Raw genomic sequence first — 23,018 nt, 5'->3', positions numbered from 1 at the left:
AGGCGGAGGCAGGCCTTCTGGCGGATTCGTCCGGGACCAGAGTAGGGGCCAACCTGACCAGAGTCGTCGCCCACGGGGCTTTACCGGAATTTTCCGGACTGTGGCTCAGCCCTCGGCCGCGTAGGGAAACAGTAGGGTCGCCAGGATGACGGTCCCCAGGTCGAAGGCCGTCAGGAACCCGAGCCAGGTGGCGACCTCGGGCGACCAGCCCTCGGCGAGCAGCAGCGAGGTCGCCTTGACCGAAGCGATCACCACCGGCACGAGGATGGGAAAGGCCAGCGCGGGCAGCAGCGCCTCGCGCGCACGCAGATTCACGGTGATGCTGCCGTAGAAGGTCGTGCCCGCCGAGAGCCCCAGGATGCCCAGCACCGTGGTCAGGATCAGGGCCGCCCACGGCACCGCGTTGCCCGCCCCGGCCGCCCCGAACAGCACCAGCCCGGCAGGCACCGTGAAGGCCGCGACCAGGAGCAGTGGCCCCAGCACGCCCAGCAGCTTGCCCAGGTACAGCGCGCCGTGCGAGCCGGGGTACAGCAGGAGCTGTTCGAGCGCGCCCGCCTCCTGCTCCTGCGCGAAGGCCCGCTGCGCGCCCACCGCCGCCGCGAGGGCCAGGGCAGTCCAGACCGCGCCCGCCGCCGTCGCCGCCGCCTGCTCGGGGGGCAGCCCCACCTGCCCACCCAGCGCCAGACCGAGGACCAGCAGCACCAGCCCCGCAAAAAAGCCCGTCGCCAGCAGCGTGTCGCGGGTGCGCCCAGCCACCCGCAGGTCCTTGAGGGCCAGGGTCAGGGCCGTTCTCATGGCGACTCCGCGCGGTGGGATGAGATCCCGCGCCCCTCCTGCACGCCAACCTCTCCAAGCTGCCCGGCGGCCAGCCGCAGCGTGCGGGGGGCCACCTGCCGGGCGAGGTCGGGTTCGTGGGCGGCCACGATCAGGGTGACGCCACGCGCGCGCAACTCACCCAGCAGCTCGATGGTCAGGGCGCGGCCCGCGTCGTCGAGATTGGCGAAGGGTTCATCCACCAGGGTCAGGGGACGGGCGAGCAGGTGCGCGCGGGCCAGGGCCAGCCGCTTGCGCATCCCCGCCGACAGGAAACGCACGCGCCGCGCCGCTGCCGCCTCCAGATTCACGCGGCGCAGGGCCCCCGGCACGTCGCCCGCCACGCGGTGCATCTGGAGGGCGAAGTCGAGGTTCTCGGCGCAGCTCAGGTCGGGGTACAGGCCCGCGTCTACCGGCATGAGGTGCACCTGATCGCGCACCGCCCGCGAGTCGCGCAGGTCGAAGTCCATGACCCGGCCCTCTCCGCGCGTGGGCCGCAGCGCCGAGGCCAGCAGCCGCAGCAGCGTGGTCTTGCCCGCGCCGTTTTCGCCCAGCAGCGTGACCCCCTCGCCGCGCGCCACGTCGAGATCCACACCGCGCAGGATGACCTCGCGGCCCAGGCGCAGCCACACGCCGCGCAGTTGCAGGGCGTGCGGGGCGGGGGCCGGGTGGACGGGCGCGCTCAGGAGATCAGCCACGCCGGCATGACGCTGTAGAAAAAGGACGCCAGGCGCGTGAACTGCCCCGTGAGCATGAGCACCCCGACCGCGACCAGCAGCGCGCCGCCGACCTTCTCGAACACGCCCGCGTAGCGGTTCAGACGGCGCAGTTTCAGGCGGTCCCACAGCAGCGCGGCGAGCAGAAAGGGCACGGCCAGTCCCGCCGTGTAGGCCGCGAGCAGTCCCACCCCGGTCTGCAGACTGGCGGTGCTCGCCGCCAGTCCCAGGATGCTGCCCAGCGCCGGCCCCAGGCAGGGGCTCCACCCGAAGGCGAAGGCCGCGCCCAGCGCCACCGGCCCGTAACCCCCGGCGTCGGCAAGCTGACGGGTATCGCGCATGAGGAAGGGCAGCCGCAGCGCCCCCAGCATCACCAGACCAAAAAACAGGATCAGCACGCCGGCCAGTTGCGCCAGCAGCGCCTTGTGCGGCGCGAGGGCCGCGCCCAGCGTGCTGGCGGTCGCCCCCAGCGCCATGAACACCAGCCCGAAGCCCAGGATGAACCCGAGCGCGCGCAGCAGTGGCGCCCGCGCCCCGCCGATCACCCCCAGGTAGCTGGGCACCAGCGGCAGCACGCAGGGACTGAGAAACGACACCAGCCCCGCCAGAAACGCCACGGTCAGCGTGGGGGCCGCCAAGGCCTGGGCCAGCACGGGCTGGGTCACGTCTAGACTCATCGCCAGGCAGGATAGCGGGCCGGAGAAGGCGGGCTGTCCCGGCGCCGGCCACCCCCTCCCCGGCCGAGGCTCAGCGTTCCCAGGGCCACGGGCCCGGCGCGGCGGCCACGCCCAGCGCGCGCGGTCCGGTGTGGATGTTGAGGACCGGGTTCACGCCCGCCTCGCCCGACCAGAGGATGGGATGGTGGGCCTGCAGGAGCTTCAGGGCGGCGGGGGCGTCGTCGTGGATATTGCCGTACAGCAGCCCGGCCCGCAGCGGCGTGCCCTCGCCGAATTTGCGGTCGATCTGCTTGACCAGCGCCTCAATACCGCCCGAATAGCTGCGTGCGCGGCCCACATTGGTATAGGTGCCCCCGTTCGCCTTGTCCACCGTGACCACCGGCTTGAGGTTCAGCAGCCCGCCCAGCGTCGCCGCGACCCGGCCGATGCGCCCGCCGCGGCGCAGGTATTCCAGCGTCTCGATGGTGAAGTACAGCTCGGTTTCGTCCGAGACGGCCTTCGTCCACGCCAGGGCGGTCGCCATGCTCTCGCCCGCCTCGGCCGCGGTCTGGGCGGCGTGCACCTGAAAGGCCTGCGCGGCGCTGAGGGTCAGCGAGTCGTGCAGGGTCACGCGCAGGTGCGGGGCCATCGCGGCGGCCTGTTCGGCGGCGTTGCGGCTGCCGCTCAGGCCCGAGCTGATGGTCACGGCCAGGATGTCCCGGCTGCCCGAGCGCTCGGCGGCTTCCCCGAACGCGGCGAGCCAGTCCTGCGGGCTCGGCTGGCTGGAGGTGGGGTGGACCGGGTTGGTTTCGAGCTCACGGAACAGGGCCTCGCGGCTCAGGTCGAAGGTGCGGTAGGACTTCGCGCCGAAGTTGACCGAAAAGGGCGCGATGGGCACGCCGTTCTTCAGGCCCGCGTAGGTGTCGATGCCGCCGTCCGTGGCCACGCCGAACTGGGGAACGCTCATTTGATCTCCACGCCGTTGAAGGCCTCAATGAGTTTCAGGGCGGCCGTGTGGTCCTGTTCAGGTCCGACCACCTGCGCCGCGGCGCGGGTCAGGCCCGCGACCTGCGCGAGCACCGGCGCGCTGCCCTTGCCGGTCTGAACGAGGTCCATCGCGATGCCGGCGTCCTTGGCGAGCAGGCCGAGCGCAAAGGTCGCGGGGAACTCGCGGGTCAAGACCCGTTGGGGAATGAGGTTCTGCGACACGTTGCTGCGCCCGCTGCTCGCGTTGATGACCTCCAGCGCCGCGCCCGCGTCCACCCCGGCGCGCACCAGGGTCGCCAGTCCCTCGCCGGCCACCCACAGGTTCGCCGCCAGCAGGGCGTTGTTCACGGCCTTGACCGCGAAGCCCGCGCCCGTGTCCCCCACCCGCACGACCAGCCCCGCGAAGGCGAGGTGCGGCCGGGCCGCCTCGACCTCGGCCTCGGGGCCGCCGACCATCACGGTCAGGGCGCCCGCCTCGGCGCCGCCCGTGCCGCCGCTGACCGGCGCGTCGAGAAAGCCCACGCCGCGGGCCGCGAGCCGCGCACGCTGGCGGGGCGCCGCCTCCGGGTGCCCGCTCGTGCAGTCCACCCACAGCGTGCCGGGGCGCAGGTGCGCCTCCAGCGCCGCGATCAGGTCGTCCACCTCCGCGCTCGTGGGCAGGCAGGTGAAGATCAGGTCGGCGCCGGCCACCTCGTCCAATGTGGCGGCATGGCTGCCGTGCGCGGCGGCGTGGGCCTCGGCGCGGCCCGGCGTCCGGTTCCAGACGAGGGCGCGCCCGCCCGTGTCTTGCGCGCGCCGGGCGAGGTGGGCGGCCATCGGCGCGCCCATCGCGCCCAGCCCCAGAAAAGCAGTCGTGGTCATCGTGCGCCCAGGCTAGAGCGCCTGTCCCTGCGGGGGGCAGTGGTGTGGACCGGGTTCAATATTCGCGCGGCCGGCCCGCTCAGTACGCCCGGCCCTCCTCCACCCGGCCCTCCGGCTCGCGGCCCTGGGTGAGATCGAGCAGAAAATCACGGGTCAGGGCGGCGCCGCGCACCACGAGGTCGGTGGTCGTGCTGGCGATGTGCGGCGTGATGAGCACGTTGGGCGCCTCCCACAGCGGATGCCCGGCGGGCAGCGGCTCGGGGTCGGTCACGTCGAGGACCGCGCCGCCGAGGTGCCCGCTCCGCAGCGCCGCCAGAAGGTCGTCCGTCACCACGAGGTTGCCCCGGCCCTGGTTCGACAGCCAGGCGCCGTGCTTGAGACCAGAGAGCACCTCCGCGTTCACGAGGCCGCGGGTCTGCGGCGTGCTGGGCAGCAGCAGCACCACCCAGTCGGCCTCCGCGAGCAGGCGGTCGCGCTCGGCGTCGGGAGTGCCCGAACGTATACCCTCCACGTGCGCGCCGAAGGGCGAGAGCAGGTCGCGCACGAGGCGCCCGATGCCCCCGAAGCCCCACACCACGACGTTCAGTCCGTCCAGGGTCCGCAGCCCGGAGGCGGCAGGTGTGACCGGCGAGGCCCAGTCGCCCCGGCGCTGCGCGTCCCGGAACCCGGGCAGGCCCCGCTCGGCCGCGAGCATCCCGGCGACCACGTGTACTGCCACCGCGCGGTCGTGCAGTCGGCTGGCGTTGTACAGGGCCACACCCGCGGGCAGGGCGGCGCGCACGTGGTCGATCCCGGCGGTCAGCGTCAGCGCCCACTCCAGGCCCGGCGTTTTCAGGAGGCGGCCGCGGGTCTCGGCGTCCACCATCCACAGCACGGCGCCCTGCGCGTCCCCGGCCGGCACCTCGCCGGAGCTGTAGAAGGCCAGTTCGGCGCCGAGCACCCCGCCGGACTCGTTCAGGGCGCGGAATTCGGGCAGGTCGGGCAGCAGCACTCGCATGGGTCTACTGTGCGGCGCGCCGGGCCGGGCCGGGCTTCACCGGTTCTGAAGGCTTTCCCAAGCCGCGCGCGTCAGTTCCATATGCACCTCGGTACGCTCGGCGCGCTCCGTGCGGCCGGTCTCGGTGAACCCCACGGCCGCGAAGGCCCGCTGCGCGCGGCGGTTGTGCCCGAAGGTGGTCAGGCGCACGCGCGCCAGCGGCGGCTGGAAGGACGTGAAGGCCCAGGCCAGCAGCGCCCGCACCGCCTCGCGGCCGTAGCCCTGGCCCCACAGCGCCGGCAGCCCGATCATGACGCCCAGGGTGGCGGTCGTAGGCCGCAGCGGCGGCGAGGGCCGGAAATCGTAGAGCTCGGCGCTGCCGATCAATCGCCCCACCTCGTCCAGCACGCCGAAGCCCGCGCGTTCGCCGGTCTGCTCCTCCTCGGTCATGATCTTGCGGAACAGCCACTCGGGCAGCCGGATGGGCTTGGCCGCGTTCCAGTCGGCCAGCTCGCGGCTGCGGAAAAAGGAGTGCAGCGTGCGCCACTCGCCCGGCGAGAGGTCCACGACCCGTTTCAGGGTCACGCGGCCCGACTGCGGCGCCGCGCCGCCCTCTCCCCCGCCCGGCCGCTCGGCCATCACGGCTGTGCGGCGGGAGCGAGCGGCCCCAGGGCGCGCGTCACGTCGCGGGTCAGGCGTTCGAGGTGAAAGGGGTCGCCCGAGGCCCGCCGGACCTCCCGGGTCGCCGGGTCCACGACGAGCAGCGCGAGTGCCCGGCCCCCCGCGTGCCGCACCGAGACGCCGCTCTGGCCGGTCAGCGCCGCCTGATCGGCGGGGGTGAGCACGGCCCAGGCAGGGTCGGCCGGGGTCAGGCCCAGGTGCGCGGTGGGCAGGCCGCGCGCCGCGAGTTCGCCCTCCAGCCACGCGACCGCCTCCGGGCGACCCCCGACGATGCCCTGTTCCAGGCTGGGGTGGGGGCTGTTGTACCGGATGGGGCGGCCGTCACGCCGCCGCAGCAGCCCGCCCGAGGCGCGCACCAGGGCGTCTCCGGCGCAGATGTCCCACTCGCTGCGCGGGCTCATGGTGAAGGTCACGTCGGCCTCGCCCGCCGCGATGCGCGCGAGCTTCAGGGCGATGCTGCCGCTGGGGGCCAGACCGGGGAGGTCGTGCAGGTGCAGTTCGCGGCGGTACTCGGTGTCGGAAACGCTCACGACGTACTCCGGCCGCGTGCTGAAGCCGGCGGGCTCGCCGTTCCGGGTCACGCCCGCGCCCACGGCCCCGGCGAAGAGTTCGTCCGTCGCGGGCGCGTACACCACGCCCAGCACCGCCTCGCCGCCGATCGCCAGGCCGATGCTCACGGCGAAGTCGGGGCTGGCGGTCGTGAATTCCTTCGTGCCGTCAATGGGGTCCACGATCCAGACCCGCCGGTGCTCCAGGCGCCGGGCGTCGTCGGTCTCCTCCTCACTGAGCAGGGCGTCCTCCGGAAAGGCGGCGTGCAGCCCCGCCATGATGAGGGCGGAGGCCTCGCGGTCGGCGGCAGTCACGGGGTCGTCGGCGGAGGTCTTGTGCTCGACGCTGAGCCCCCGGCGCAGGTGGTCGAGCAGCAACTGGCCCGCCTCCAGCGCCAGCCGCGTCGCGGCCTGCAGTTCGGGAGCGAGAAGAGAAGAAGGAGACATGGCCCGAGCATAGAGGAGGTCGGCGGTTCCGGCAGGCCGGAACGGGTGGGGCAGGCCGGAAGGTGGGCGGCGCCGGGCGGGGAGCGGCGCAGGAGCCGGGCGACCTTCCTGCCTAGTTTCCGGCATTGACCCCGTGAGTGTGCCGGGACTACACTCCGGCCTATGCCTGCGGCCCTGAACAACGTGAATGACGATCCCCGCTAGGGGACGCTCTTCCGTGCGCCGCGCCCCCGACCCCTACACGGAGTCGGGGGTTTTTGCTCGCCCCACCCCCAAGGAGACACCCATGACCCCCGCAACGCCCCCCCTGCCCCGTACCCTGACCCGCGACCTGCCCCGACACGACGGCCAGACCGTCCGGCTCCAGGGCTTCATCCACGCCCGCCGCGACCTGGGGGGCGTGCAGTTTCTGGTGCTACGCGACGTATCGGGCATCACGCAGTGCGTCGGCTCGGGCCTGAGCCTGCCCCTGCCCGAGAGCAGCGTGGAGGTCGTGGGCCGGGTCAAGGCCCACCCCAAGGCGCCGGGCGGCTACGAGGTCGGCGTCGAGAGCTTCCGGGTGATCTCGGCGGCGGTCGAGGCCGCCCCGGTCGAGATTCCCAAGATGGAATGGAACGTGAACCCCGAGACCATGCTGGACTACCGCGTGGTGACGGTGCGTGGCCTGCGCGAGCGCGCGGCGCTCAAGGTCCAGGCTGAACTCGTCTCGGCCTTCCGCGACCACCTGGGCACCGAGGGCTTCACCGAGATCAGCACGCCCAAGATCGTCTCGGCCGGGGCCGAGGGCGGCGCCAACCTCTTTCCCATCGACTACTTCGGGCAGGCGGCGTACCTCGCGCAGAGCCCGCAGCTCTACAAGCAGATCATGGTGGGCGTCTTCGAGCGCGTCTTCGAGGTGGCCCCGGTGTACCGCGCCGAGGAGCACGCCACGAGCCGCCACCTCAACGAGTACCTCTCCCTAGACGTGGAGATGGGCTTCATCGAGGACGAGGAAGACGTGATGGCGCTCGAAAACCGCCTGCTCGCGGCCATCATGGAGCGGCTGCGGGAGCGCGCGGCGGCCGAGTTCGCGCTGCTGGGGGCGACCATTCCCGAGGTGCCCGCGCACATCCCGCGCATTCCACTCCTCGACGCCCGCAAGCTCGTGACCGAGAAATACGGCCACGCGGTCGGCGGCAAGGACCTGGACCCCGAGGCCGAGCGGCTGCTCTCGGGGCACTACGCCGAAACCGAGGGCAGCGACTTCGTGTTCGTGACGAAGTACCCCCGCGCGGCGCGGCCCTTCTATGCCCACCCCGAGATCAACGCCGACGGCAGCCTCAGCGGCGAGATCACGCGCGGCTTCGACCTGCTGTTCCGGGGCATCGAGATCACCTCGGGCGGGCAGCGCATCCACGACCACGCCATGCTCATGGAGTCCATCGCCGCGTACAAACTCAGTCCCGAGTCGCTCGCTGGCTACACCGAGGTCTTCAAGTACGGCATGCCCCCGCACGGCGGCTTCGCCATCGGGGCCGAGCGCCTCACCGCCCGCCTGCTGGGCATCGCCAACGTGCGCTACGCCCGCGCCTTCCCGCGGGACCGTCACCGCCTGACCCCCTGAGCGCAGGCCGCCGCCGCCGGTCCCGAACAGCGCCCACGGGGCGGCCTACACTACGGGCATGAACGCCCCGATGGAGCGCCGCCGGGCCCTTTCCGCGCCGCCCCCGCCCCCCGCCGACCCCATCCGGATCATGGAGGGGCTGCGGCGGCGGGTGTATGTCCTCAGCATGGGGCTGGGCCTGCTGGTCCTCCTGATTCTCGGCGGCCTGACCCTCGCGCAGCCGCGGCCCGACATGACCACGCTGGGCGTCTACGGCGGGCTGGGCGTCATGGCGGTGTGGGGGCTGGTGTGGCTGCTGCGCGGCGGAGCGCTGCCGTGGGCCGAACGAGTCGTGATCGTGTGCAACGCGGCCGTGATCCTGACGCAGTTCGTGCTGGGCGCCGAGGAGTCGGGACCGGCGCAACTGCTGCTGACCGCGAGCAACTGGGGGTTTTTGCTGGCCGTCTCCATGCTGGCCTACCTCGCCCTGCCCCTGAGGGCGGCGGCCCTGAGCTTCGGCACCTACGCCCTGGGCACAGCCCTGACCCTGGGCCTGGGCGGACTGGCGCGCGGCGGGCTGGACCTGCTGCGCGTCCACCTGTCGGCGCTGCCCCTCTTGCTGCTGCTCTACGCCCTGGCGTGGTACCGGGAGCGCTTCACGCAGGAGTACACCCGGCGTCTGCTCCTCGAAACCCAGGCGCACACCGACCCCCTGACCGGCCTGCCCAACCGCCGCGCGCTGTACGGCCACATCGAGACGGCGCTGGCCGCAGCAGGCCCGTGCAGCGTGGTCCTGCTGGACATCGACCATTTCAAGCGGGTCAACGACCGCTACGGGCACCCCACCGGCGATGCCGTGCTCATCTGGGCCGCGCGGCACCTGAGTACGGGATTGCGCGCGGGCGACGTGCTGGGGCGCTGGGGCGGCGAGGAATTCCTGCTGGTGCTGCCCGGCACGTCGCCCGTAGACGCCTGGACAGTGGCCGAGCGCCTGCGCGCCGGGCTGCACGCCACGCCCCACCCGGAGGTCGGAGAGGTGACGGTCAGCCTGGGAGTGGCGGGAGCGCAGCCCGGCGACGACCTGGGTCGCCTCACGGTGCGTGCCGACACGGCGCTGTACGCCGCCAAGAATCAGGGCCGCAACCGCGCGGTTCTGAGCACTCTGGGCCGCCCGGAGGAGGACGGTGCCCCGGCGCCGGGTTAACGTGGCGCGGGCGCCTCGGAAACGGTCACGTACACCCGCCCCCGCCCGCCTGGCGCGGTACATCCGCTCTGAAGGTCCGGCGAGGCGCCGCGCCCGGTCTGCCACAATCCGGGTCATGGAAAGTTTTGCCCAGTTCAGCGTGGACGGCCAGCGGCTCTACGGGATGCTGCATACCCCGGACGGCCAGGCCCCGGCGGCGGGCTGGCCCAGCGTAGTCATGCTGCACGGCTTCACTGGCAACCGGTTCGAGAGCCACCGGAGTTTCGTGCTGCTCGCGCGCCACCTCGCCGGGCGCGGCGTCGCGGCGCTGCGTTTCGACTTCCGGGGCAGCGGCGAGTCGCAGGGAGACTTCGCTGAGATGACCGTCTCACGCGAGGTCGAGGACGCGGCAGCGGCGGCGGCGTACCTGCGCCACCAGCCGGGTCTCGATCCCGAACGGGTCATGCTGCTGGGCTTCAGCATGGGCGGCATGGTGGGGGCGCTCGCGGCCGCCACGGTGCGGCCCCACCGTCTCGCGCTGTGGGCGCCCGCCCTGCCCGAGCTGTGGCTGCCGATGCTCCGCGGGGGCTTTTTGCCGCCGGTCGTCAGCGATTACGGCGGCTGGCCCCTGGGCCGGGCCTTTTTGCAGGAGGTCGTGCGCCTGCGCCCGCTGGAGGCGGCGGCGGCCTGGGGCGGCGAAGCGAGAGTCTTTCACGGGGACGCCGACCAGACCTGTCCGCCCGAGTGGGGCGTGCGCTACGCGGCGGCGCTGCGCTGCGAGGCCGTGGGCATTCCAGGCGCGGGGCACACCTTCGACTCGCTCAAGTCGGCCGAGCTGCTGCACCGCGAGACGGCCCGCTTTCTCGGGGGCGACTGAGGCCCACCGCCCCATCTGTTCAGGCCTGAACACAACTGCGCCATATCCGGCGGCCCTGTGGGTCGGCATCGCCGGACACCCGGGGTGATGTCTCCAGAGCGGTAACACCCAAAAGGTTGTCTTGGAACCGGTTCCCCAAGCAACATTTCAGAGACAGCACATACACAAATTCATTCGAGATTCAAGCGAAGTCCAGACCGGAGGAACCCTCATGACCACCGCCTCGCTGATTGCCGCTCCCGCCGCCCTGGCCGACCTGGGCCTGGGCCATGCCCGCGTTCATCTCAACCCCAGCGTGCCCGAGCTGTACGCCCATGCCCTGCGCCTGGGCGAGGGGGAGATCGCCGCCGGGGGGCCGCTGGCCGTCCGGACGGACAAGACCGGGCGCAGCCCCAAGGACCGCTTCATCGTCGAGGACGACCTGACGCGCGGCGCGGTGTGGTGGGGCGGCTTCAACACGCCCACCACGCCGGCCGTGTTCGACGGCCTGCTCGGCAAAATGCTGGAGCACGCGGAGGGCCGCGAGCTGTTCGTGCAGGAGCTGTTCGCGGGCGCCGACCCCGAACACCGTCTGGGCGTGCGGTTCGTGCAGGAGATGGCCTACCACTCGCTGTTCGTGCACAACATGTTCGTGCGCCCGACCCCCGAGGAGCGCCAGCACTTCCGCGCCGACTGGACGGTCCTGAACATTCCGAGTTTCAAGGCCGACCCGGAGACGGACGGGGTGCGCAGCGACACCTTCATCGTGGTGAACTTCACCCGCAGGATGATCCTGGTGGGCGGTACGCAGTACGCGGGCGAGAACAAGAAGGGCATCTTCGGCGTGCTCAACTTCCTGCTGCCCGAGTCGGGCGTCATGCCCATGCACTGCTCGGCCAACGTGGGTGAGGGCGGCGACGTGGCGCTGTTCTTCGGACTGTCGGGCACCGGCAAGACCACCCTGTCGGCCGACCCGGCCAGGAAACTCATCGGGGACGACGAGCACGGCTGGACCGACCACGGCATCTTCAACTTCGAGGGCGGCTGCTACGCCAAGGTCATCGGCCTGAACCCCGAGGCCGAGCCGGCCATCTTCCGCACGACCCACACCTTCGGGACCGTGCTGGAAAACGTGGTACTGGGCGAGGACAACGTGCCGGACCTGAGCGACGGCAGCCTCACCGAGAACACCCGCAGCGCCTACCCCATCGAGCAGATTCCGAACATCCAGCCGGGCGGTATGGCCGGGCACCCCAGCAACGTGGTGTTCCTGACCGCCGACGCCTTCGGGGTGCTGCCGCCCATCTCGCGCCTGACCCCCGAACAGGCCATGTACTTTTTCCTCAGCGGTTTCACGGCCAAGATTCCCGGCACCGAGCAGGGCGTCACCGAGCCCCAGCCGACCTTCTCGACCTGCTTCGGCGCGCCGTTCATGCCCCGGCACCCCGGCGAATACGCCCGGCTGCTGGCGAGCAAGGTGCAGGAGAGCGGCGCGAAGGTGTGGCTGGTCAACACCGGCTGGACCGGCGGCATGTACGGCGAGGGCACGCGCATGAGTATCCGGCACACGCGCGCCCTGTTGAACGCGGCACTCAACGGCGAACTGGACGGCGTGGCCTCCGAGAAGGAACCCTTTTTCGACCTGGAGATTCCGGCCGAGGTGCCGGGCGTGCCCACCGAGGTCCTGAACCCGCGCCGGGCCTGGGCCGACCAGAACGCCTACGACGAGACCGCCCGCAAGCTGGCGCGGATGTTCCGAGAGAACTTCGTGCGCTTCGAGGGTGGAGTGGACGCGGCGGTGACGGCAGCGATGCCGGACCCGGACGCGAAGGCCTGAGCTTCTGATCCTGCTTGGGTGGTAGGGCTTCTGGTTCTACTTGCCCTCCCCCCCAGCCCCCCTCCCGATGGGAGGGGGTTTTTTGCTGCGCTCGGCAAGAGTCATCCCGGGCGTTGGCGGGCTCGCACGGCTCTGCGGTGTGACGGCTCCGTTCGGGGCCAGTCCCATGGCGTCGGAATAGCCCGCACGCTTCGCGCAGGACGGCCTTCGTGGGGACTTGGGCGGCGAAGGAACTGGGGCAAAGATGGGAAGGCGGGAATGGTGGCGAGGCGTGGCCTTCACCCCCTCTACAGGCCACACGCCACGGGCCGCGCACCTGTCTTTCCCACCCCCCTCTGCTACCCTGCTCCCCGATGAAGAAGTCCCTGTCGGTCACCCTCAATCCGGGCGCGGTGCGGCGCATTGCCGGGCGCTACCCTTTCGGCCATACGGGCGACGTCGCCTCGGCCGACGCGGGCATCGCCCCGGGCGAGGTCGTGGACGTGCGCGATCCCGGCGGCCCCCTGGTGGGGCGTGGGTACTTCAACCCCGAGGGCGCCACGCCGCTGCGGATGCTGACCTGGGACAAGCGTGACATTGACCTCGCCTTCTACCGCGAGCGGGTACGCGCGGCCCTGAAACGCCGGGAGGGCCGCATTACCGGCACCGACGCCGTGCGGGCCGTGTACGCCGAGGCCGACGGCCTGCCGGGTGTGGTGGCAGACCAGTTTGCCGGCGTCCTGGGTGTGCAGTTCCGCAACGCGGGCGCCGAGCGGCACCGCGACCTGATCGTGCGGGCGCTGCGCGAGGAGACGGGAGCGACCAGCGCCTACGAGCGCAGCGACACGGGCGAACGCCGTCGCGAAGGCCTGGACCTGCGCTCGGGCCCGCTGTGGGGAGACGTGCCCGAGCGGGTCGAGTTCCACGAGGACGATCTCGCCCTGCACTTTTCGCCGATGGACGCGCAGAAGACCGGCTTTTTCCTCGACCAGCGCGACAACCGCCGCCTGATGCGCTCGCTCGTGCAGCCCGGCGAGGGCTTTCTGGACGTGTACAGCTACACCGGGGGCTTTTCGCTGCATGCGGCGCGCGCCGGAGCGAAGAGCACCGCCATCGACAAGGACCAGATCGCCCTGGGGGTGCTGGAGCGCGAGGCGCGGCAAAACGGCGTGTCGGTGGGCCTGCGCTGGGGAGACGCGCTGGAACAGCTCGCCCGGCTGGAAACCGAGAAGAAGACCTTCGGGGCCATCGTCCTCGACCCGCCCACCCTCGCCAAGCGCAAGGACGACGTGCCGCGTGCCAAGCGGATCTTCACCGAGGGGGCCGAGCGCGCCCTGCGGATGCTGACGCCGGGCGGCCACCTCCTGATCAGCACCTGCGCGCACTACATCCGGGTGGACGACCTTCTCGACGCCGCGCGCGTGGCGGCAGGCGCTGCCGAGACCGGGGCCGAGGTGGTCGCCGTGACCTACCAGCCCGCCGACCACCCCCACCTCCTGAGCGTTCCCGAGAGTCTGTACCTCAAGAGCATCCTGCTGCGCAAGGAGTAACCGGTTGGCAGGGTCCGGTCGGAAAGCCCCGGACCCTGCCAACCGGACGAGATCCCATGAATCATCCCCTATCCCGCCGCCCGGCAAAGGTGCAGAACACCGGACGGGTCATGGGGCAACACCCTTGAGCGGCCTGGACAGCCCTTCAGAGACCCAGGCGGTAGGCGGCGTCCCGAGCGGCGTTTTCGCCCCACAACGTCCCGGCCACCGCCAGCGCAGCCTGCAGCGCCCCCACCCCTCCCGGCGCGGAGGTCAGCGGACCGCTGCGCCGCACCTCGCCGGGGTGCAGCGAGGCCGGTTCGTGGGCCCACAGGGTGTCTTCCAGCTCGGGGGGGCCGCCGACCTCGCGCCCGCGCAGCAGCCCGCCCTCGCCGGCCAGCAGCAGCCCGCTGCCACTCGCGCCCGTGGGCAGCGCCGCGTGCGAAGACAGGAAGGCGCGCAGCAGCGGGTCGCGCGCCGCCCTGGCCGCGCCGGGACCACCGGGCAGCAGCAGCGCACAGACCTCAGGCAGGGCGGCATACAGCACCTGCGGCGTCATGACCAGCCCTCCCGCTGTGACGATGCTGGCGCGCGAGCGGTTCACCGTACGGGTCACGCCCTCACCGCCGCACAGCCGGCAGACCGTGACCATCGCGCCGAGCTCGAGCTCGCTAATACCGGCGTAGATCGCCACGGCCACCACGGGCCCCTCAGCGGGCAGGCCGGCAGAGTCGGGCACGGGCGCCTCGGCCGTGCCCATCACTCGCGGGCCAGGGGGCGCAGGCGGTAGGCAAGCCGGGTCAGGGGCGGCCCGACCTCGCCGTCGCGGATCAGCGCGTCGGCCGCCTCGACACTCAGGCGCTCCATCTTGAGCAGGTAGGCATGGAGCGTACCGGGCCGGTCGAACCGCCGCGGATGTGGGTCGTCTCCGATCAGGAGGTCGAGCCAGGCGATCATAGGTCGCGCAGATCCTCCCAGAGCTGCCAGCCCACGCCCTCGGGGGTGCTTTCCAGCAGCGGCCCGAGCGACTGACTGGCGCTCTCGGCGTCGCTGTGCAGGTCATCGTTGCTGGGGCGCTCGTCGTACACGCGCAGCACCGTGAATTGGTAGAAGGTCTGCCCCGCCGTCGGCTCGCCGTTCTCGAAAAAGGCGAAGGGCGGCGTGACCTGATCCCACAGCACGTGGGCTTCCTCCGTCTCGGAGATGCTGGGAACGTGCGCGAGGTCGAGGTCACGCGGCAGATAGTGCTCCAGATCGACGTCGGCGCCCGAGGGATGCCAGACGTATCCCTGGAGCAGCCGGATGGCAGACCTTCCTCCGGCCTGCGGTTCAGTGGGACTCACGCCGCTCATCTTAACGGCAAGGGCCCAGACCACAGCTCCGCCTCAAGTCCCGGTCAAGGTGGCTGCCGGTCAGCAGGGGGTGTCCCCGGCGTCCTGGGCCGCGCCGGCGGCGAGAACCGGTTCCCGGCGACCTTCGAGGACCGTCAGGACGTCGCCGGGCCGCAGGGGCCAGGGCGCGGCCGGCACCACCGTCTGTGCCCGGCCCCCCCGTTCCAGCGCCGCGCCGACCTCGCGCCACACGGCCTCCCGGAACGGGGCGAGCTCGGGGGGCCTCAGCTCGGCGCGCAGCCAGTCGAGGGCCAGTGTTACCTCGGAGGAGGCCGGGGGGGCGGCGTCCGGGCCAGCAGTGTCCGGAGCCCCGACCAGGGCGCAGGCTTCCAGGGTCAGAAGCTGGGCGTACAGGCCAGGGTCGGCGTGGGCCGTCGGCCGGTCACCCAGGTCCGTCCCCACCCGGCGCAGCAGGGCATGGGCACGGTTCACGTCGGCCAGCACTGCTCCTGACCGCCCGGCCCGCAGCGAGGCTTCGGCGCGGGCGGCGTGGGCCTGCGCCCCGGCGTAGGGGTGATCGGTCATCGCCAGGGCGCGGTCCGCGTGTCCCAGGGCCGCCTCCGGGTCCGGCTCGGCCAGGGCCAGCGCGAGGTGCAGGTCGAAGGTCAGGACCTGTTCGCGGTCGCCCGCGCCGCCGGTCTCCCGCAGCAGCCCGCCGAGGAGCGTGCGGGCGTGCGCGAGGTCGGGGTGATCGCGCCCCGCACCCAGCAGTGGGTGCTGATAGCGCCGACCCAGGCCACGGGTCAGGTAGGCCAGCGCAGCGCGGTAGACCGTCCGGCGTACTCGGTAGGCGGCCTCCGCGCGGCGCGCCCCGGAGGCGCCGAGCAGGTCCAGCGCCCCGGCCACCTGGGCCAGCGCGTCGCCGTGCCGGTTCAGGGCCAGCAGCACCGGCACCCCCTCCGAGAGCAGCCTGGCACGCACCACCCCGTCGGCGCCCCCTGATCCAGGCGACCCCGGCGGCGCGGCAGGGACTAGCGCCAGGGCGCGCTCCAGCAGGCGCATGGCCCCGGCCGGCTGACCCAGGCGGCGCAGGGCCGTCGCGGCGCGTGCGAGGCTGCGGGCCTGTTCCTCAGGGGGCGCGCCGGCCTGCTCCAGACGCCCGGCCACCTCCAGCAGCAGGGCGCGGGCCGCCGCCGGCTGACCCAGGCGCAGTCTCAGGTCGCCCTCCTGGTAGCGCGCGCGGGCCGAGAGCAGGGGGCTGTGGTCGGGCACGGCGCGCAGATCGGCCAGGGCCTCGGCCCAGCGCCCGGCGTCCTTGGCGATCAGCCCGCGCCACAGCAGCGCCCGCGCGCCCGACCGGGCGGTACGCGGATCGTGGACGGCGCAGGTCGCCGCCGCAAGGTCGCCGCGCCAGCGGGCCAGCGCGCCCTGCACAAGCAATGCGTCGGCCTGCGCCGAGAGCGTCCAGAGATCGGCCGGAGCCTGCGCCGAGAGGGCCAACCGCACCTCCGGCCCGGCGAGCTGCGCGGCGGCCGTTTCGGGATCGCCGGCGTCCAGACGGCTCTCGGCCAGTTTCACCCGCGCCCAGGCCCGCACGCCCTCCTCCCCAGAGGCAAGCAGCAGAAACAGCGCGTCCCGCGCCTGCGGGTGGCCGTACTCGCCGCGCCCGGCGTAGTGCGACACCACCAACCGCGCCAGCGCCTCGCGCCCGTGCGGGGGCGAGCCCGCCCGCACCACCGGCCACCAGGGCGGCAGGAACTGGGCGTCGTCGGGGGTCCCCAGCAGCCAGGCCCGCAGCCCGGCCCAGTCCCCCCCAGCCACCAGCGCGCCGACGCGGTAGGCTCCCGGCACCTCTGGCGCTGAACCCGCCAACCGCAGGCGAGCCGTCTCCAAAGCCGCCGGAGCAAGCCGGGGCTGCAGCGCCCGCAGGGAGGACGCGGCCTGCCATTCACCGGGGCGGCCGGGAACGGGCCGCGCGTGGGCCCGGGCGTGCAGCGGCAACTGGGCGAGCGCCCCGCCCAGAGCCGCGTCTAGGGCCGCCCCGGGATGAGGACGGCCGCCGACCTGATCCGGCCACGCCGCGTCCAGGGCGGCGAAGGCAGCCGCCAGCCGGCACACGTCCGGGTCGGCGAGACCCGCCGCGCCCGCTGGCTCCGGCCCGGTTTCGCCTTCCGGTCCACGGGCCGCCTCTGCGCCGGCGAGCAGGGTCAGGCGGTCGAGGTTGCGGCCCGTCTCGCGAGCCAGGGCGCCGGCCGCCGTGCGGGGCAGGCCCAGTTTTTCCATCAGGTAGGCCTGGGCCTCGGCCTGGGTGGGGGGCCGCAGTTCGGTCACGGGGGCCAAGTCAGGGGGCCAGCCGCGGGCGTCTTCCAGGGCCAGCAGCACAGCCACGCCGGGAGGCGCGGCCAGCAGTAGCGCCGCGGCCCAGGCCCCCGGCGTTACCACCTCGCCGCCGGGACCGCGTGGGGGGTCGCCGGCAAAACGCAGTTCACCGGCCAGGCGTACCAGCCACGCGCCGCGCGCCGGGGCCACGGCCAGCAGGGCGGCGCGCTGGCGCTCGGCCAGGGCTGCGAAGGAGCGGCCGGCGACCGGCGCCAGCGCCAACACGTCGCCGACCTCGCCACTCAGGCCCAGGCGCGTGACCAGCACACCGCTCTGCTCCAGCGCGCGGCTGAGGTGGTCGAGCAGGACCGTCTTGCCCGCCCCGGCCCGCCCGGCGACCACCATACGCGGCGCGCGGCCAGCTCGCAGGGCGGCCAGAAACCCCTTGTAGACCCGTTTCTTGGCCCGGCCCAGCAGTTCAAGTTCGTCGGGCAGAGGGGCGGCCACCCCCGGCACGTCCAGGTCCAGGGTCAGCCCCGCTCCGGCGGCCAGCTCGCGCAGGATATCGGCCAGATGCGCCTTGTCGGCTGGGCGACCAGTGTCGCGGTACACGATGTTACGCAGCGCCGCCGGGTTGCCGCCGCGCCGCCCGAGTTCAGCTTCCAGCCAGCGCAGGCTGCCGGGCTGCGGGCCCGCGCCGCACCCCGGGCCCGGGGGCCGTGCGGCGCGCACCTGCTCCAGGGCGGCCTTCCAGTTTACCGGCATGATCTGGGGGTCAGCCTAGCATTTGGCGCGCCACTTGAACCGGGTGCAGAACAATGCGGCAATCCGCCACCTGACGGACGCGTCAGGCAGAGCGGGGGCAGATGTGTATACTCGGTCCAGCTTTTCAATCCGACCCCCGGCGACGCCCGTCGCCCCCCCCGCAAAGGAGCGTTCATGCGCCGTACCCTGATGCTGTCCCTCGTCCTGACGTCCGCCGCCCTGACCCCCGCCCTCGCCCAGGGCGCCGCCTCCCAGCAGACCGCCCAGGCGCTCTACAACCAGGGCAACTGGCAGGAGGCCGCCGCCGCCGCCGCCGCGCTGAACACCAGCGCCGGATTTGCGCTCGCCGCCGAGGCCACCACGGCCGGCGCGGGCCTCTCGCCCGACGCCCAGAAAAAGGCGCTGTTCCAGAAGGCGCAGAGCTACGCCGACCAGGCCGTGCGCCTCGACCCGCAGAACGCCGAGGCCTACTTCGAGAAGGCCCGCGCGCAGGGCCGCCTCGCGCAGTTCTCGGGCGTGTTCGAGAGCCTCTCGCTCGCCAAGGAAGTCAAGAAGAACCTCGATCAGGCGATCAAGCTGCGGCCCAATCTGGCGGGCGCCTACGTGGCGCTGGGCCTGTGGAACGCCACGCTCGACAGCGGCGGTCTTAAGGGCGCCATCGCCGCGCAGCAGACCGGCGCGCGCAAGGCCAACGTCGCGCCCTACTTCGAGCGGGCTGTGGCCCTGGAACCGGCGGTCGTCACGCACCGCCTCGAGTACGCCAACGCCCTGACCCTGACAGGCAACAAGGCCGGAGCCGCCGCACAGCTTCAGAAGGCCGTGACCCTGAGCCCCACGAACTTCTGGGAGCAGCGCGACCTGGCCGCCGCCCAGGCCATGCTGGCAAAACTGAAGTAAGGCCGCCGCCCGTCCCGTCCCCTCCCCCCGTGGGTGGGGACGTTTTCAGTCCTGTCCAGGGCCGAACAGCAGCAGCGCGCCGGGACACACCCGGGCACGGACCTCGGTGGCCCGGCCCGCCGCGTCGCCGTCGAGGTGCAGAGGTGTGGGGCGGTCCCAGCGCACCGTGACCTCCTGACCGGCGCTGTAAAAGACGCCCGGCTGCCCCAGGTGGGTGCCGCGCAGCACATGCCCCATGAGCCGCAGCACGCCGCCCCGGCCCAGCGCGCCGCCGACCACCGCGTCGAGGCGACCGTCTCCCGCGTCCGAGCGGGGGCTGATGAGAAAGCCGCCGCCGTAGCGCGTGCCGTTCATGACCGCCACGAGGCAGCTCGGCCCGCCGTACAACACTTGGCCGTCTACCGTGACCTCGGCGCGGCCCAGACGCAGGCGGCCCAGGGTGCCCAGGGCTCCCCACAGGTAGCGCCCGAAGCCGGGCAGGCGGGGCGGAGCCCGCAGCGCCGCCTCATTGACCTGCGCGTCGAACCCCAGGCCCAGGCCGTTGAGCAGGAACCGGCGCTCGCCGGCCCAGTCCCCCGCGACGATCTCGCCTTCCAGGACGTCGACCGGGCGGGGGCGGCCCGCGAGCCGGTCCAGCGCCGCCGCGAAGTCGCCGGCCTTCAGGCCCGTCATGCCGGCGTAGTCGTTGCCGCTGCCCAGAGGCACCACGCCCAGAGGCCGCCAGGTGCCCACGAGTGCGGGCAGGAGCGCCCCCACCGTGCCGTCGCCGCCGACCGCCAGCACGGCGACCCCGGGCGGCAGCGCCCGCACACGCGCCAGGGCCTCGGGGCCACTGGCCGCCTCGATCAGCGAGTAGGAAAAGCCGCGCGCACGGAGCAGCGCCTCCAGTTCGGGCCAGCGCCGCCGCGCCAGTCCCCGTCCGGCCTGGGAATTGAGAACGACCGCGAAGGCGCGGCCGGCAGAAGAAGAAGCAGTCACGGTGCGCTCAGCATACGGGCCGGAGGGCACCGGGCGGCGGTCAGCTCCAGTCGTCGGGGCGGCCGGCGAGCCCGAAGTGCCAGGCGATGGCCTGCGCAACCCGGCCCGAGGCCAGGCCGTCGCCGTAGGGGTTGCGCGCCGCCCGCATCCCGGCCAGCTGCGTTTCGTCGCCCAGCAGTTCGGTCAGCACCGCCTCCAGCGCGGCCGGATCGTTCCCGGCGAGCCTCAGCACCCCCGCCTCCACGCCCTCGGGCCGCTCGGTCACGTTGCGCAGCACCGCCACCGGCACGCCCAGCGCCGCGCCTTCCTCCTGAAGTCCCCCCGAGTCGGTCGCCATCAGGGCCGAAGCCGCCATCAGCGGCGCCATGTCGCTGTAGTCCAGCGGCGCGGTCAGCTCGAAGTTGGGCACGGCCTCCAGAACCGGGCGCACCGCCTCCTGCACGGCGGGCGACAGGTGTACCGGGTAGATGAAGTGGGTGCCGGGGAACCGGGCCGCCACCCGGCCGAGCGCCTGAGCCATCTCGCGCATCATCGGCTGATTTTCGCGGCGGTGCATGGTCACGGTCACGAGGCGTTGCCCGGCCTCTACACGCGCGCGCCACTCGGGACGCAGCGGCACCCGGCCAGCGACCTCGCGCACGGCGTCCACGGCGGTCTGGCCGGTGACGACCACGCCGCCCGGCGCCTTACCCTCGCGCAGCAGGTTGGCCTTGCTGCCGGTAGTGGGCGCGAAATCCAGCGTGGAGAGCACGCCGGTCAGGCGGCGGTTGGCCTCCTCGGGAAAGGGTTCGCTGAGGGACCCCGAGCGCAGCCCAGCCTCGACGTGGCCGACCGGAATGCCCTCGTAAAAGGCCGAGAGGGCGACGCAGAAGGACGTGGCGGTGTCGCCGTGGACGAGAACCATGTCGGCGCCCATCTCGCGCAGGGTGCGCCCAGCCTGGGGCACGATGCGGGCGGTGAGGTCGGCCAACGTCTGGCGGTCGGTCATGACGTTGAGGTCACGGTCGGGCGTGAGGCCGAAGACGGCGAGGGCGCCGTCGAGCATCTGGCGCTGCTGGCCGGTCGAGAGGATGTGGGGGCTCAGGCCGGGCGTGCGCGCCAGGGCGGCGTACACCGGGGCCATCTTGGTCGCTTCCGGGCGGGTTCCGAACGCCAGCACGATCTTCTTCTCGCTCATGGTCAGCCCTCCCGGACTTCGGTGGTCACGGCGCCGGCTTCCAGGCCGTGCGCGCGCATACGGCGGTAGGCCACGAACCACAGGCACAGCCCCACGAAGACGGCCGTGCCCGCGATGGCGGCGGGCCGCACGCCCTGGAGACTCATGCCGACCACTCCGCAGGCCAGGGCCACGGTCCACAGGATCACGGCCGTGCGCCGCGCCGAGGCGGTGCGCGCCAGCACGCGGTGATGGATGTGGGTCTTGTCGGGGTGCCCCAGCGGGTTGCGGATGCCGCGCGCCAGCCGCCCGATCACGACCTGGGTGGTGTCGAGCACCGGCAGCGCCAGCACGATCAGGGGCACGATCAAGCTGGCCCCAGCGCTGAACTTCAGCGTGCCCAGCAGGCTCACGGCCGCGAGCGTGAAGCCGAAGAGGTAGGCGCCTGCGTCCCCCATGATGATGCGGCTGGGGTTGAAGTTGTAGCGCAGGTAGCCCAGCGCCGCACCCCCCAGCCCCGCAAGCAGCACGACGGCCGCCGCGCGGTCGGGAAACTGGGCTGCCGTGGCGAGCAGTACCATGCTGACCACGAAGCCCACGCCGCCCACCACGCCGTCCACCCCGTCCATCAGGTTCACGGCGTTCGTCAGGCCCACGATCCATAGGACGGTCAGCGCGGCGCTCAGCGGCTCGCTGACGCCGTGGGGCAGCACCGGCAGAAAGGGAATGGCGTTGAAGTCGATCTTCAGGCCGTTGACGATGAGCAGGGCCGACACGAGCACCTGCACGAGCAGGCGCGACAGGGGCGAGAGGCCGAACTGGTCGTCAATGAAACCCGTCATGACCATGATGGCCGCGCCCAGCAGGATGGCGAGCACCTGGATATTGACGAGTTCGACCGCGATAGGCCGCAGCGCCCAGGCCACCACGATGCTCACGACGAAGCCCGCGAAGATCGCCAGCCCGCCCGCGTTGGGCAGCGGCTCCTTGTTCAGCCGCCGCGCATTGGGCTGGTCGGCCCAGCCCGCCTGCACCGCGAAGGCCCGCAGGCGCGGGATGAACAGCCAAGTGAAGACCAGGGCCACCACGAACGTGACCAGGACGCTGAGAAATCCCGCGCCCAGGGGGTCGGAGATGCCGAGTTGTGCCGCGAAGGCCCGCAAAGAGTCCATAACCTTGTGGGATTCTAAAGGCTCTGGGGCGTTCCGGGCCTCCGCCCAAAGTCGCAGACTGCTGGGGGTTACTTCGTGCCGTAGATGCGGTCGCCCGCGTCGCCCAGCCCCGGCACGATGTAGCCGTGGTCGTTCAGGCGCGGGTCCACGGCGGCCGTCACGATGTCCACGTCGGGGTGATCCCGCTCGATGAGGGCGATGCCCTCGGGCGCCGAGAGGATGGTCATGAGCTTGATGGACTGTGCGCCCGCTTCCTTGAGCCGCGAGATGGCCGCGCTGGCGCTGCCGCCCGTCGCCAGCATGGGATCGGTGAGAAACACGCGGCGCTCGGCGATGTCGGTGGGCAGCTTGTTGTAGTAGGCCACCGGCAGCAGGCTCTCGGGATCGCGGTACAGACCGATATGCCCCACCTTGGCGGCCGGCACCAGCGACACGATGGCGTCGGTCATGACCAGCCCTGCGCGCAGGATGGCGACCAGCGCCAGTTTCTTGCCGCTCAGCATCGGGAAGTCGCCCTCCTCGATGGGCGTGCTGAGGCGCTCGGGGGTCAGTTCGAGGTCGCGCATCGCCTCGTAGGCGAGCAGGAGGCTGACCTCGCCGGCGAGTTCACGGAATTCCTTGACACCGGTTCTCACGTCGCGCATGAGGGACAGCTTGTGTTGGACCAGGGGGTGGCTGACAGTCGTGACCATGCGTCCTACGATAGTGGGTCGGGGGAAATCGAGAAAGGTGGGCGCGGGGCGGGGGCG

At 72.4% G+C, this 23,018-nt stretch carries 22 protein-coding genes; 6 read left to right on the top strand and 16 right to left on the bottom strand.

What is annotated here, in order from left to right; translation table 11 throughout:
* Positions 1-105: 105 nt before the first annotated feature.
* The 8 genes from ASF71_RS00560 to ASF71_RS00525 all read right to left on the bottom strand — a co-directional run bounded on the left by ASF71_RS00560 (position 106) and on the right by ASF71_RS00525 (position 6,685).
* Positions 106-795 carry a heme exporter protein CcmB gene (locus ASF71_RS00560; protein ID WP_056293292.1) on the bottom strand — a complete coding sequence of 230 codons (690 nt, stop codon included), beginning with the start codon at positions 793-795 and terminating at the stop codon, positions 106-108.
* Positions 792-1,511, bottom strand: coding sequence for an ATP-binding cassette domain-containing protein (locus tag ASF71_RS00555; protein WP_235514061.1), 720 nt, complete (start codon positions 1,509-1,511; stop codon positions 792-794). The genes ASF71_RS00560 and ASF71_RS00555 overlap by 4 nt, the downstream gene beginning before the upstream one ends.
* Positions 1,496-2,206 (bottom strand): cytochrome c biogenesis CcdA family protein, encoded by a 711-nt coding sequence (locus ASF71_RS00550; RefSeq protein WP_056293289.1) that lies wholly within the window; start codon positions 2,204-2,206, stop codon positions 1,496-1,498. Before ASF71_RS00550 ends, ASF71_RS00555 begins: the two co-directional genes overlap by 16 nt.
* A 70-nt stretch (positions 2,207-2,276) precedes the next feature.
* Positions 2,277-3,152 carry a DegV family protein gene (locus tag ASF71_RS00545; RefSeq protein WP_056293286.1) on the bottom strand — a complete coding sequence of 292 codons (876 nt, stop codon included), beginning with the start codon at positions 3,150-3,152 and terminating at the stop codon, positions 2,277-2,279.
* Positions 3,149-4,033, bottom strand: a complete 885-nt coding sequence (locus ASF71_RS00540) for an NAD(P)-dependent oxidoreductase (protein ID WP_056293283.1) — start codon at positions 4,031-4,033, stop codon at positions 3,149-3,151. The genes ASF71_RS00545 and ASF71_RS00540 overlap by 4 nt, the downstream gene beginning before the upstream one ends.
* Positions 4,034-4,112: 79 nt before the next feature.
* A complete protein-coding gene (locus ASF71_RS00535; protein WP_056293279.1) occupies positions 4,113-5,030 on the bottom strand; it encodes a D-isomer specific 2-hydroxyacid dehydrogenase family protein in 918 nt (305 codons plus the stop codon).
* 36 nt (positions 5,031-5,066) lie between these two features.
* The gene (locus ASF71_RS00530) at positions 5,067-5,648 is read right to left on the bottom strand and encodes a GNAT family N-acetyltransferase (RefSeq protein WP_056293275.1); all 582 of its coding nucleotides are present in this window, start codon (positions 5,646-5,648) and stop codon (positions 5,067-5,069) included.
* Entirely contained in the window at positions 5,648-6,685 is a 1,038-nt protein-coding gene (locus ASF71_RS00525) for a 3'(2'),5'-bisphosphate nucleotidase CysQ (protein ID WP_056293272.1), read from the bottom strand. The genes ASF71_RS00530 and ASF71_RS00525 overlap by 1 nt, the downstream gene beginning before the upstream one ends.
* Positions 6,686-6,971: 286 nt before the next feature.
* Between ASF71_RS00525 and aspS the strand changes: the two genes are divergently transcribed.
* From aspS to ASF71_RS00500, 5 genes are all read left to right on the top strand, one after another.
* Complete coding sequence (aspS, locus tag ASF71_RS00520; protein WP_056293270.1) at positions 6,972-8,288, top strand: aspartate--tRNA(Asn) ligase; 1,317 nt, start codon at positions 6,972-6,974, stop codon at positions 8,286-8,288.
* Between the two features lie 58 nt (positions 8,289-8,346).
* Positions 8,347-9,471: a diguanylate cyclase gene (locus ASF71_RS00515; protein WP_082505263.1), complete on the top strand. Its 1,125-nt coding sequence runs from the start codon at positions 8,347-8,349 to the stop codon at positions 9,469-9,471.
* A gap of 115 nt (positions 9,472-9,586) precedes the next feature.
* The gene (locus ASF71_RS00510) at positions 9,587-10,327 is read left to right on the top strand and encodes a S9 family peptidase (RefSeq protein WP_056293263.1); all 741 of its coding nucleotides are present in this window, start codon (positions 9,587-9,589) and stop codon (positions 10,325-10,327) included.
* A gap of 211 nt (positions 10,328-10,538) precedes the next feature.
* Positions 10,539-12,143, top strand: a complete 1,605-nt coding sequence (gene pckA, locus ASF71_RS00505) for a phosphoenolpyruvate carboxykinase (ATP) (protein ID WP_056293260.1) — start codon at positions 10,539-10,541, stop codon at positions 12,141-12,143.
* A 353-nt stretch (positions 12,144-12,496) separates the two neighbouring features.
* Positions 12,497-13,672: a class I SAM-dependent rRNA methyltransferase gene (locus tag ASF71_RS00500; RefSeq protein WP_056293257.1), complete on the top strand. Its 1,176-nt coding sequence runs from the start codon at positions 12,497-12,499 to the stop codon at positions 13,670-13,672.
* Between the two features lie 145 nt (positions 13,673-13,817).
* On the opposite strand, the gene ASF71_RS00495 is transcribed toward ASF71_RS00500, so the two are convergent.
* Genes ASF71_RS00495 through ASF71_RS00480 form a run of 4 tightly spaced genes read right to left on the bottom strand, consistent with a single transcriptional unit; the run spans position 13,818 to position 18,066 of the window.
* On the bottom strand, positions 13,818-14,390 hold the full coding sequence (locus tag ASF71_RS00495; protein WP_235514060.1) for a transcriptional regulator: 573 nt from the start codon (positions 14,388-14,390) through the stop codon (positions 13,818-13,820).
* Positions 14,391-14,410: 20 nt separating this feature from the next.
* The gene (locus tag ASF71_RS00490) at positions 14,411-14,608 is read right to left on the bottom strand and encodes a hypothetical protein (RefSeq protein ID WP_056293251.1); all 198 of its coding nucleotides are present in this window, start codon (positions 14,606-14,608) and stop codon (positions 14,411-14,413) included.
* Positions 14,605-15,003, bottom strand: coding sequence for a DUF3208 domain-containing protein (locus ASF71_RS00485; protein WP_056293247.1), 399 nt, complete (start codon positions 15,001-15,003; stop codon positions 14,605-14,607). The genes ASF71_RS00490 and ASF71_RS00485 overlap by 4 nt, the downstream gene beginning before the upstream one ends.
* A gap of 60 nt (positions 15,004-15,063) precedes the next feature.
* Positions 15,064-18,066 (bottom strand): hypothetical protein, encoded by a 3,003-nt coding sequence (locus ASF71_RS00480; protein ID WP_056293244.1) that lies wholly within the window; start codon positions 18,064-18,066, stop codon positions 15,064-15,066.
* A 174-nt stretch (positions 18,067-18,240) separates the two neighbouring features.
* On the opposite strand from ASF71_RS00480, the gene ASF71_RS00475 reads away from it, so the two are divergent.
* Positions 18,241-18,963, top strand: a complete 723-nt coding sequence (locus tag ASF71_RS00475) for a hypothetical protein (RefSeq protein WP_056293241.1) — start codon at positions 18,241-18,243, stop codon at positions 18,961-18,963.
* 45 nt (positions 18,964-19,008) lie between these two features.
* Here ASF71_RS00475 and ASF71_RS00470 read toward each other — a convergent pair whose 3' ends face one another.
* The 4 genes from ASF71_RS00470 to upp all read right to left on the bottom strand — a co-directional run bounded on the left by ASF71_RS00470 (position 19,009) and on the right by upp (position 22,961).
* Positions 19,009-19,941, bottom strand: a complete 933-nt coding sequence (locus ASF71_RS00470) for a diacylglycerol kinase family protein (protein ID WP_056294978.1) — start codon at positions 19,939-19,941, stop codon at positions 19,009-19,011.
* Positions 19,942-19,981: 40 nt separating this feature from the next.
* Entirely contained in the window at positions 19,982-21,118 is a 1,137-nt protein-coding gene (wecB, locus tag ASF71_RS00465) for a non-hydrolyzing UDP-N-acetylglucosamine 2-epimerase (protein ID WP_056293238.1), read from the bottom strand.
* A gap of 2 nt (positions 21,119-21,120) precedes the next feature.
* Positions 21,121-22,269: an MraY family glycosyltransferase gene (locus tag ASF71_RS00460; RefSeq protein ID WP_056293235.1), complete on the bottom strand. Its 1,149-nt coding sequence runs from the start codon at positions 22,267-22,269 to the stop codon at positions 21,121-21,123.
* A 68-nt stretch (positions 22,270-22,337) separates the two neighbouring features.
* On the bottom strand, positions 22,338-22,961 hold the full coding sequence (gene upp / locus ASF71_RS00455) for a uracil phosphoribosyltransferase (RefSeq protein ID WP_056293232.1): 624 nt from the start codon (positions 22,959-22,961) through the stop codon (positions 22,338-22,340).
* Positions 22,962-23,018: the final 57 nt, after the last annotated feature.

Origin of the sequence: Deinococcus sp. Leaf326 (genome assembly GCF_001424185.1) — a bacterium.
Lineage (GTDB): Bacteria > Deinococcota > Deinococci > Deinococcales > Deinococcaceae > Deinococcus.
Note: the sequence above shows the minus strand (reverse complement) of the source record. Positions and strands in the feature narration are given on the sequence as shown.

Bases quoted from the DNA above. Each gene is read 5' to 3' on its own strand.
- ASF71_RS00560 (WP_056293292.1), bottom strand. From the start codon at position 795: ATGAGAACGGCCCTGACCCTGGCCCTCAAGGACCTGCGGGTGGCTGGG.
- ASF71_RS00550 (WP_056293289.1), bottom strand. From the start codon at position 2,206: ATGAGTCTAGACGTGACCCAGCCCGTGCTGGCCCAGGCCTTGGCGGCC.
- ASF71_RS00545 (WP_056293286.1), bottom strand. From the start codon at position 3,152: ATGAGCGTTCCCCAGTTCGGCGTGGCCACGGACGGCGGCATCGACACC.
- ASF71_RS00540 (WP_056293283.1), bottom strand. From the start codon at position 4,033: ATGACCACGACTGCTTTTCTGGGGCTGGGCGCGATGGGCGCGCCGATG.
- ASF71_RS00535 (WP_056293279.1), bottom strand. From the start codon at position 5,030: ATGCGAGTGCTGCTGCCCGACCTGCCCGAATTCCGCGCCCTGAACGAG.
- ASF71_RS00530 (WP_056293275.1), bottom strand. From the start codon at position 5,648: ATGGCCGAGCGGCCGGGCGGGGGAGAGGGCGGCGCGGCGCCGCAGTCG.
- ASF71_RS00525 (WP_056293272.1), bottom strand. From the start codon at position 6,685: ATGTCTCCTTCTTCTCTTCTCGCTCCCGAACTGCAGGCCGCGACGCGG.
- aspS (WP_056293270.1), top strand. From the start codon at position 6,972: ATGACCCCCGCAACGCCCCCCCTGCCCCGTACCCTGACCCGCGACCTG.
- ASF71_RS00515 (WP_082505263.1), top strand. From the start codon at position 8,347: ATGAACGCCCCGATGGAGCGCCGCCGGGCCCTTTCCGCGCCGCCCCCG.
- ASF71_RS00510 (WP_056293263.1), top strand. From the start codon at position 9,587: ATGGAAAGTTTTGCCCAGTTCAGCGTGGACGGCCAGCGGCTCTACGGG.
- pckA (WP_056293260.1), top strand. From the start codon at position 10,539: ATGACCACCGCCTCGCTGATTGCCGCTCCCGCCGCCCTGGCCGACCTG.
- ASF71_RS00500 (WP_056293257.1), top strand. From the start codon at position 12,497: ATGAAGAAGTCCCTGTCGGTCACCCTCAATCCGGGCGCGGTGCGGCGC.
- ASF71_RS00490 (WP_056293251.1), bottom strand. From the start codon at position 14,608: ATGATCGCCTGGCTCGACCTCCTGATCGGAGACGACCCACATCCGCGG.
- ASF71_RS00485 (WP_056293247.1), bottom strand. From the start codon at position 15,003: ATGAGCGGCGTGAGTCCCACTGAACCGCAGGCCGGAGGAAGGTCTGCC.
- ASF71_RS00480 (WP_056293244.1), bottom strand. From the start codon at position 18,066: ATGCCGGTAAACTGGAAGGCCGCCCTGGAGCAGGTGCGCGCCGCACGG.
- ASF71_RS00475 (WP_056293241.1), top strand. From the start codon at position 18,241: ATGCGCCGTACCCTGATGCTGTCCCTCGTCCTGACGTCCGCCGCCCTG.
- wecB (WP_056293238.1), bottom strand. From the start codon at position 21,118: ATGAGCGAGAAGAAGATCGTGCTGGCGTTCGGAACCCGCCCGGAAGCG.
- ASF71_RS00460 (WP_056293235.1), bottom strand. From the start codon at position 22,269: ATGGACTCTTTGCGGGCCTTCGCGGCACAACTCGGCATCTCCGACCCC.
- upp (WP_056293232.1), bottom strand. From the start codon at position 22,961: ATGGTCACGACTGTCAGCCACCCCCTGGTCCAACACAAGCTGTCCCTC.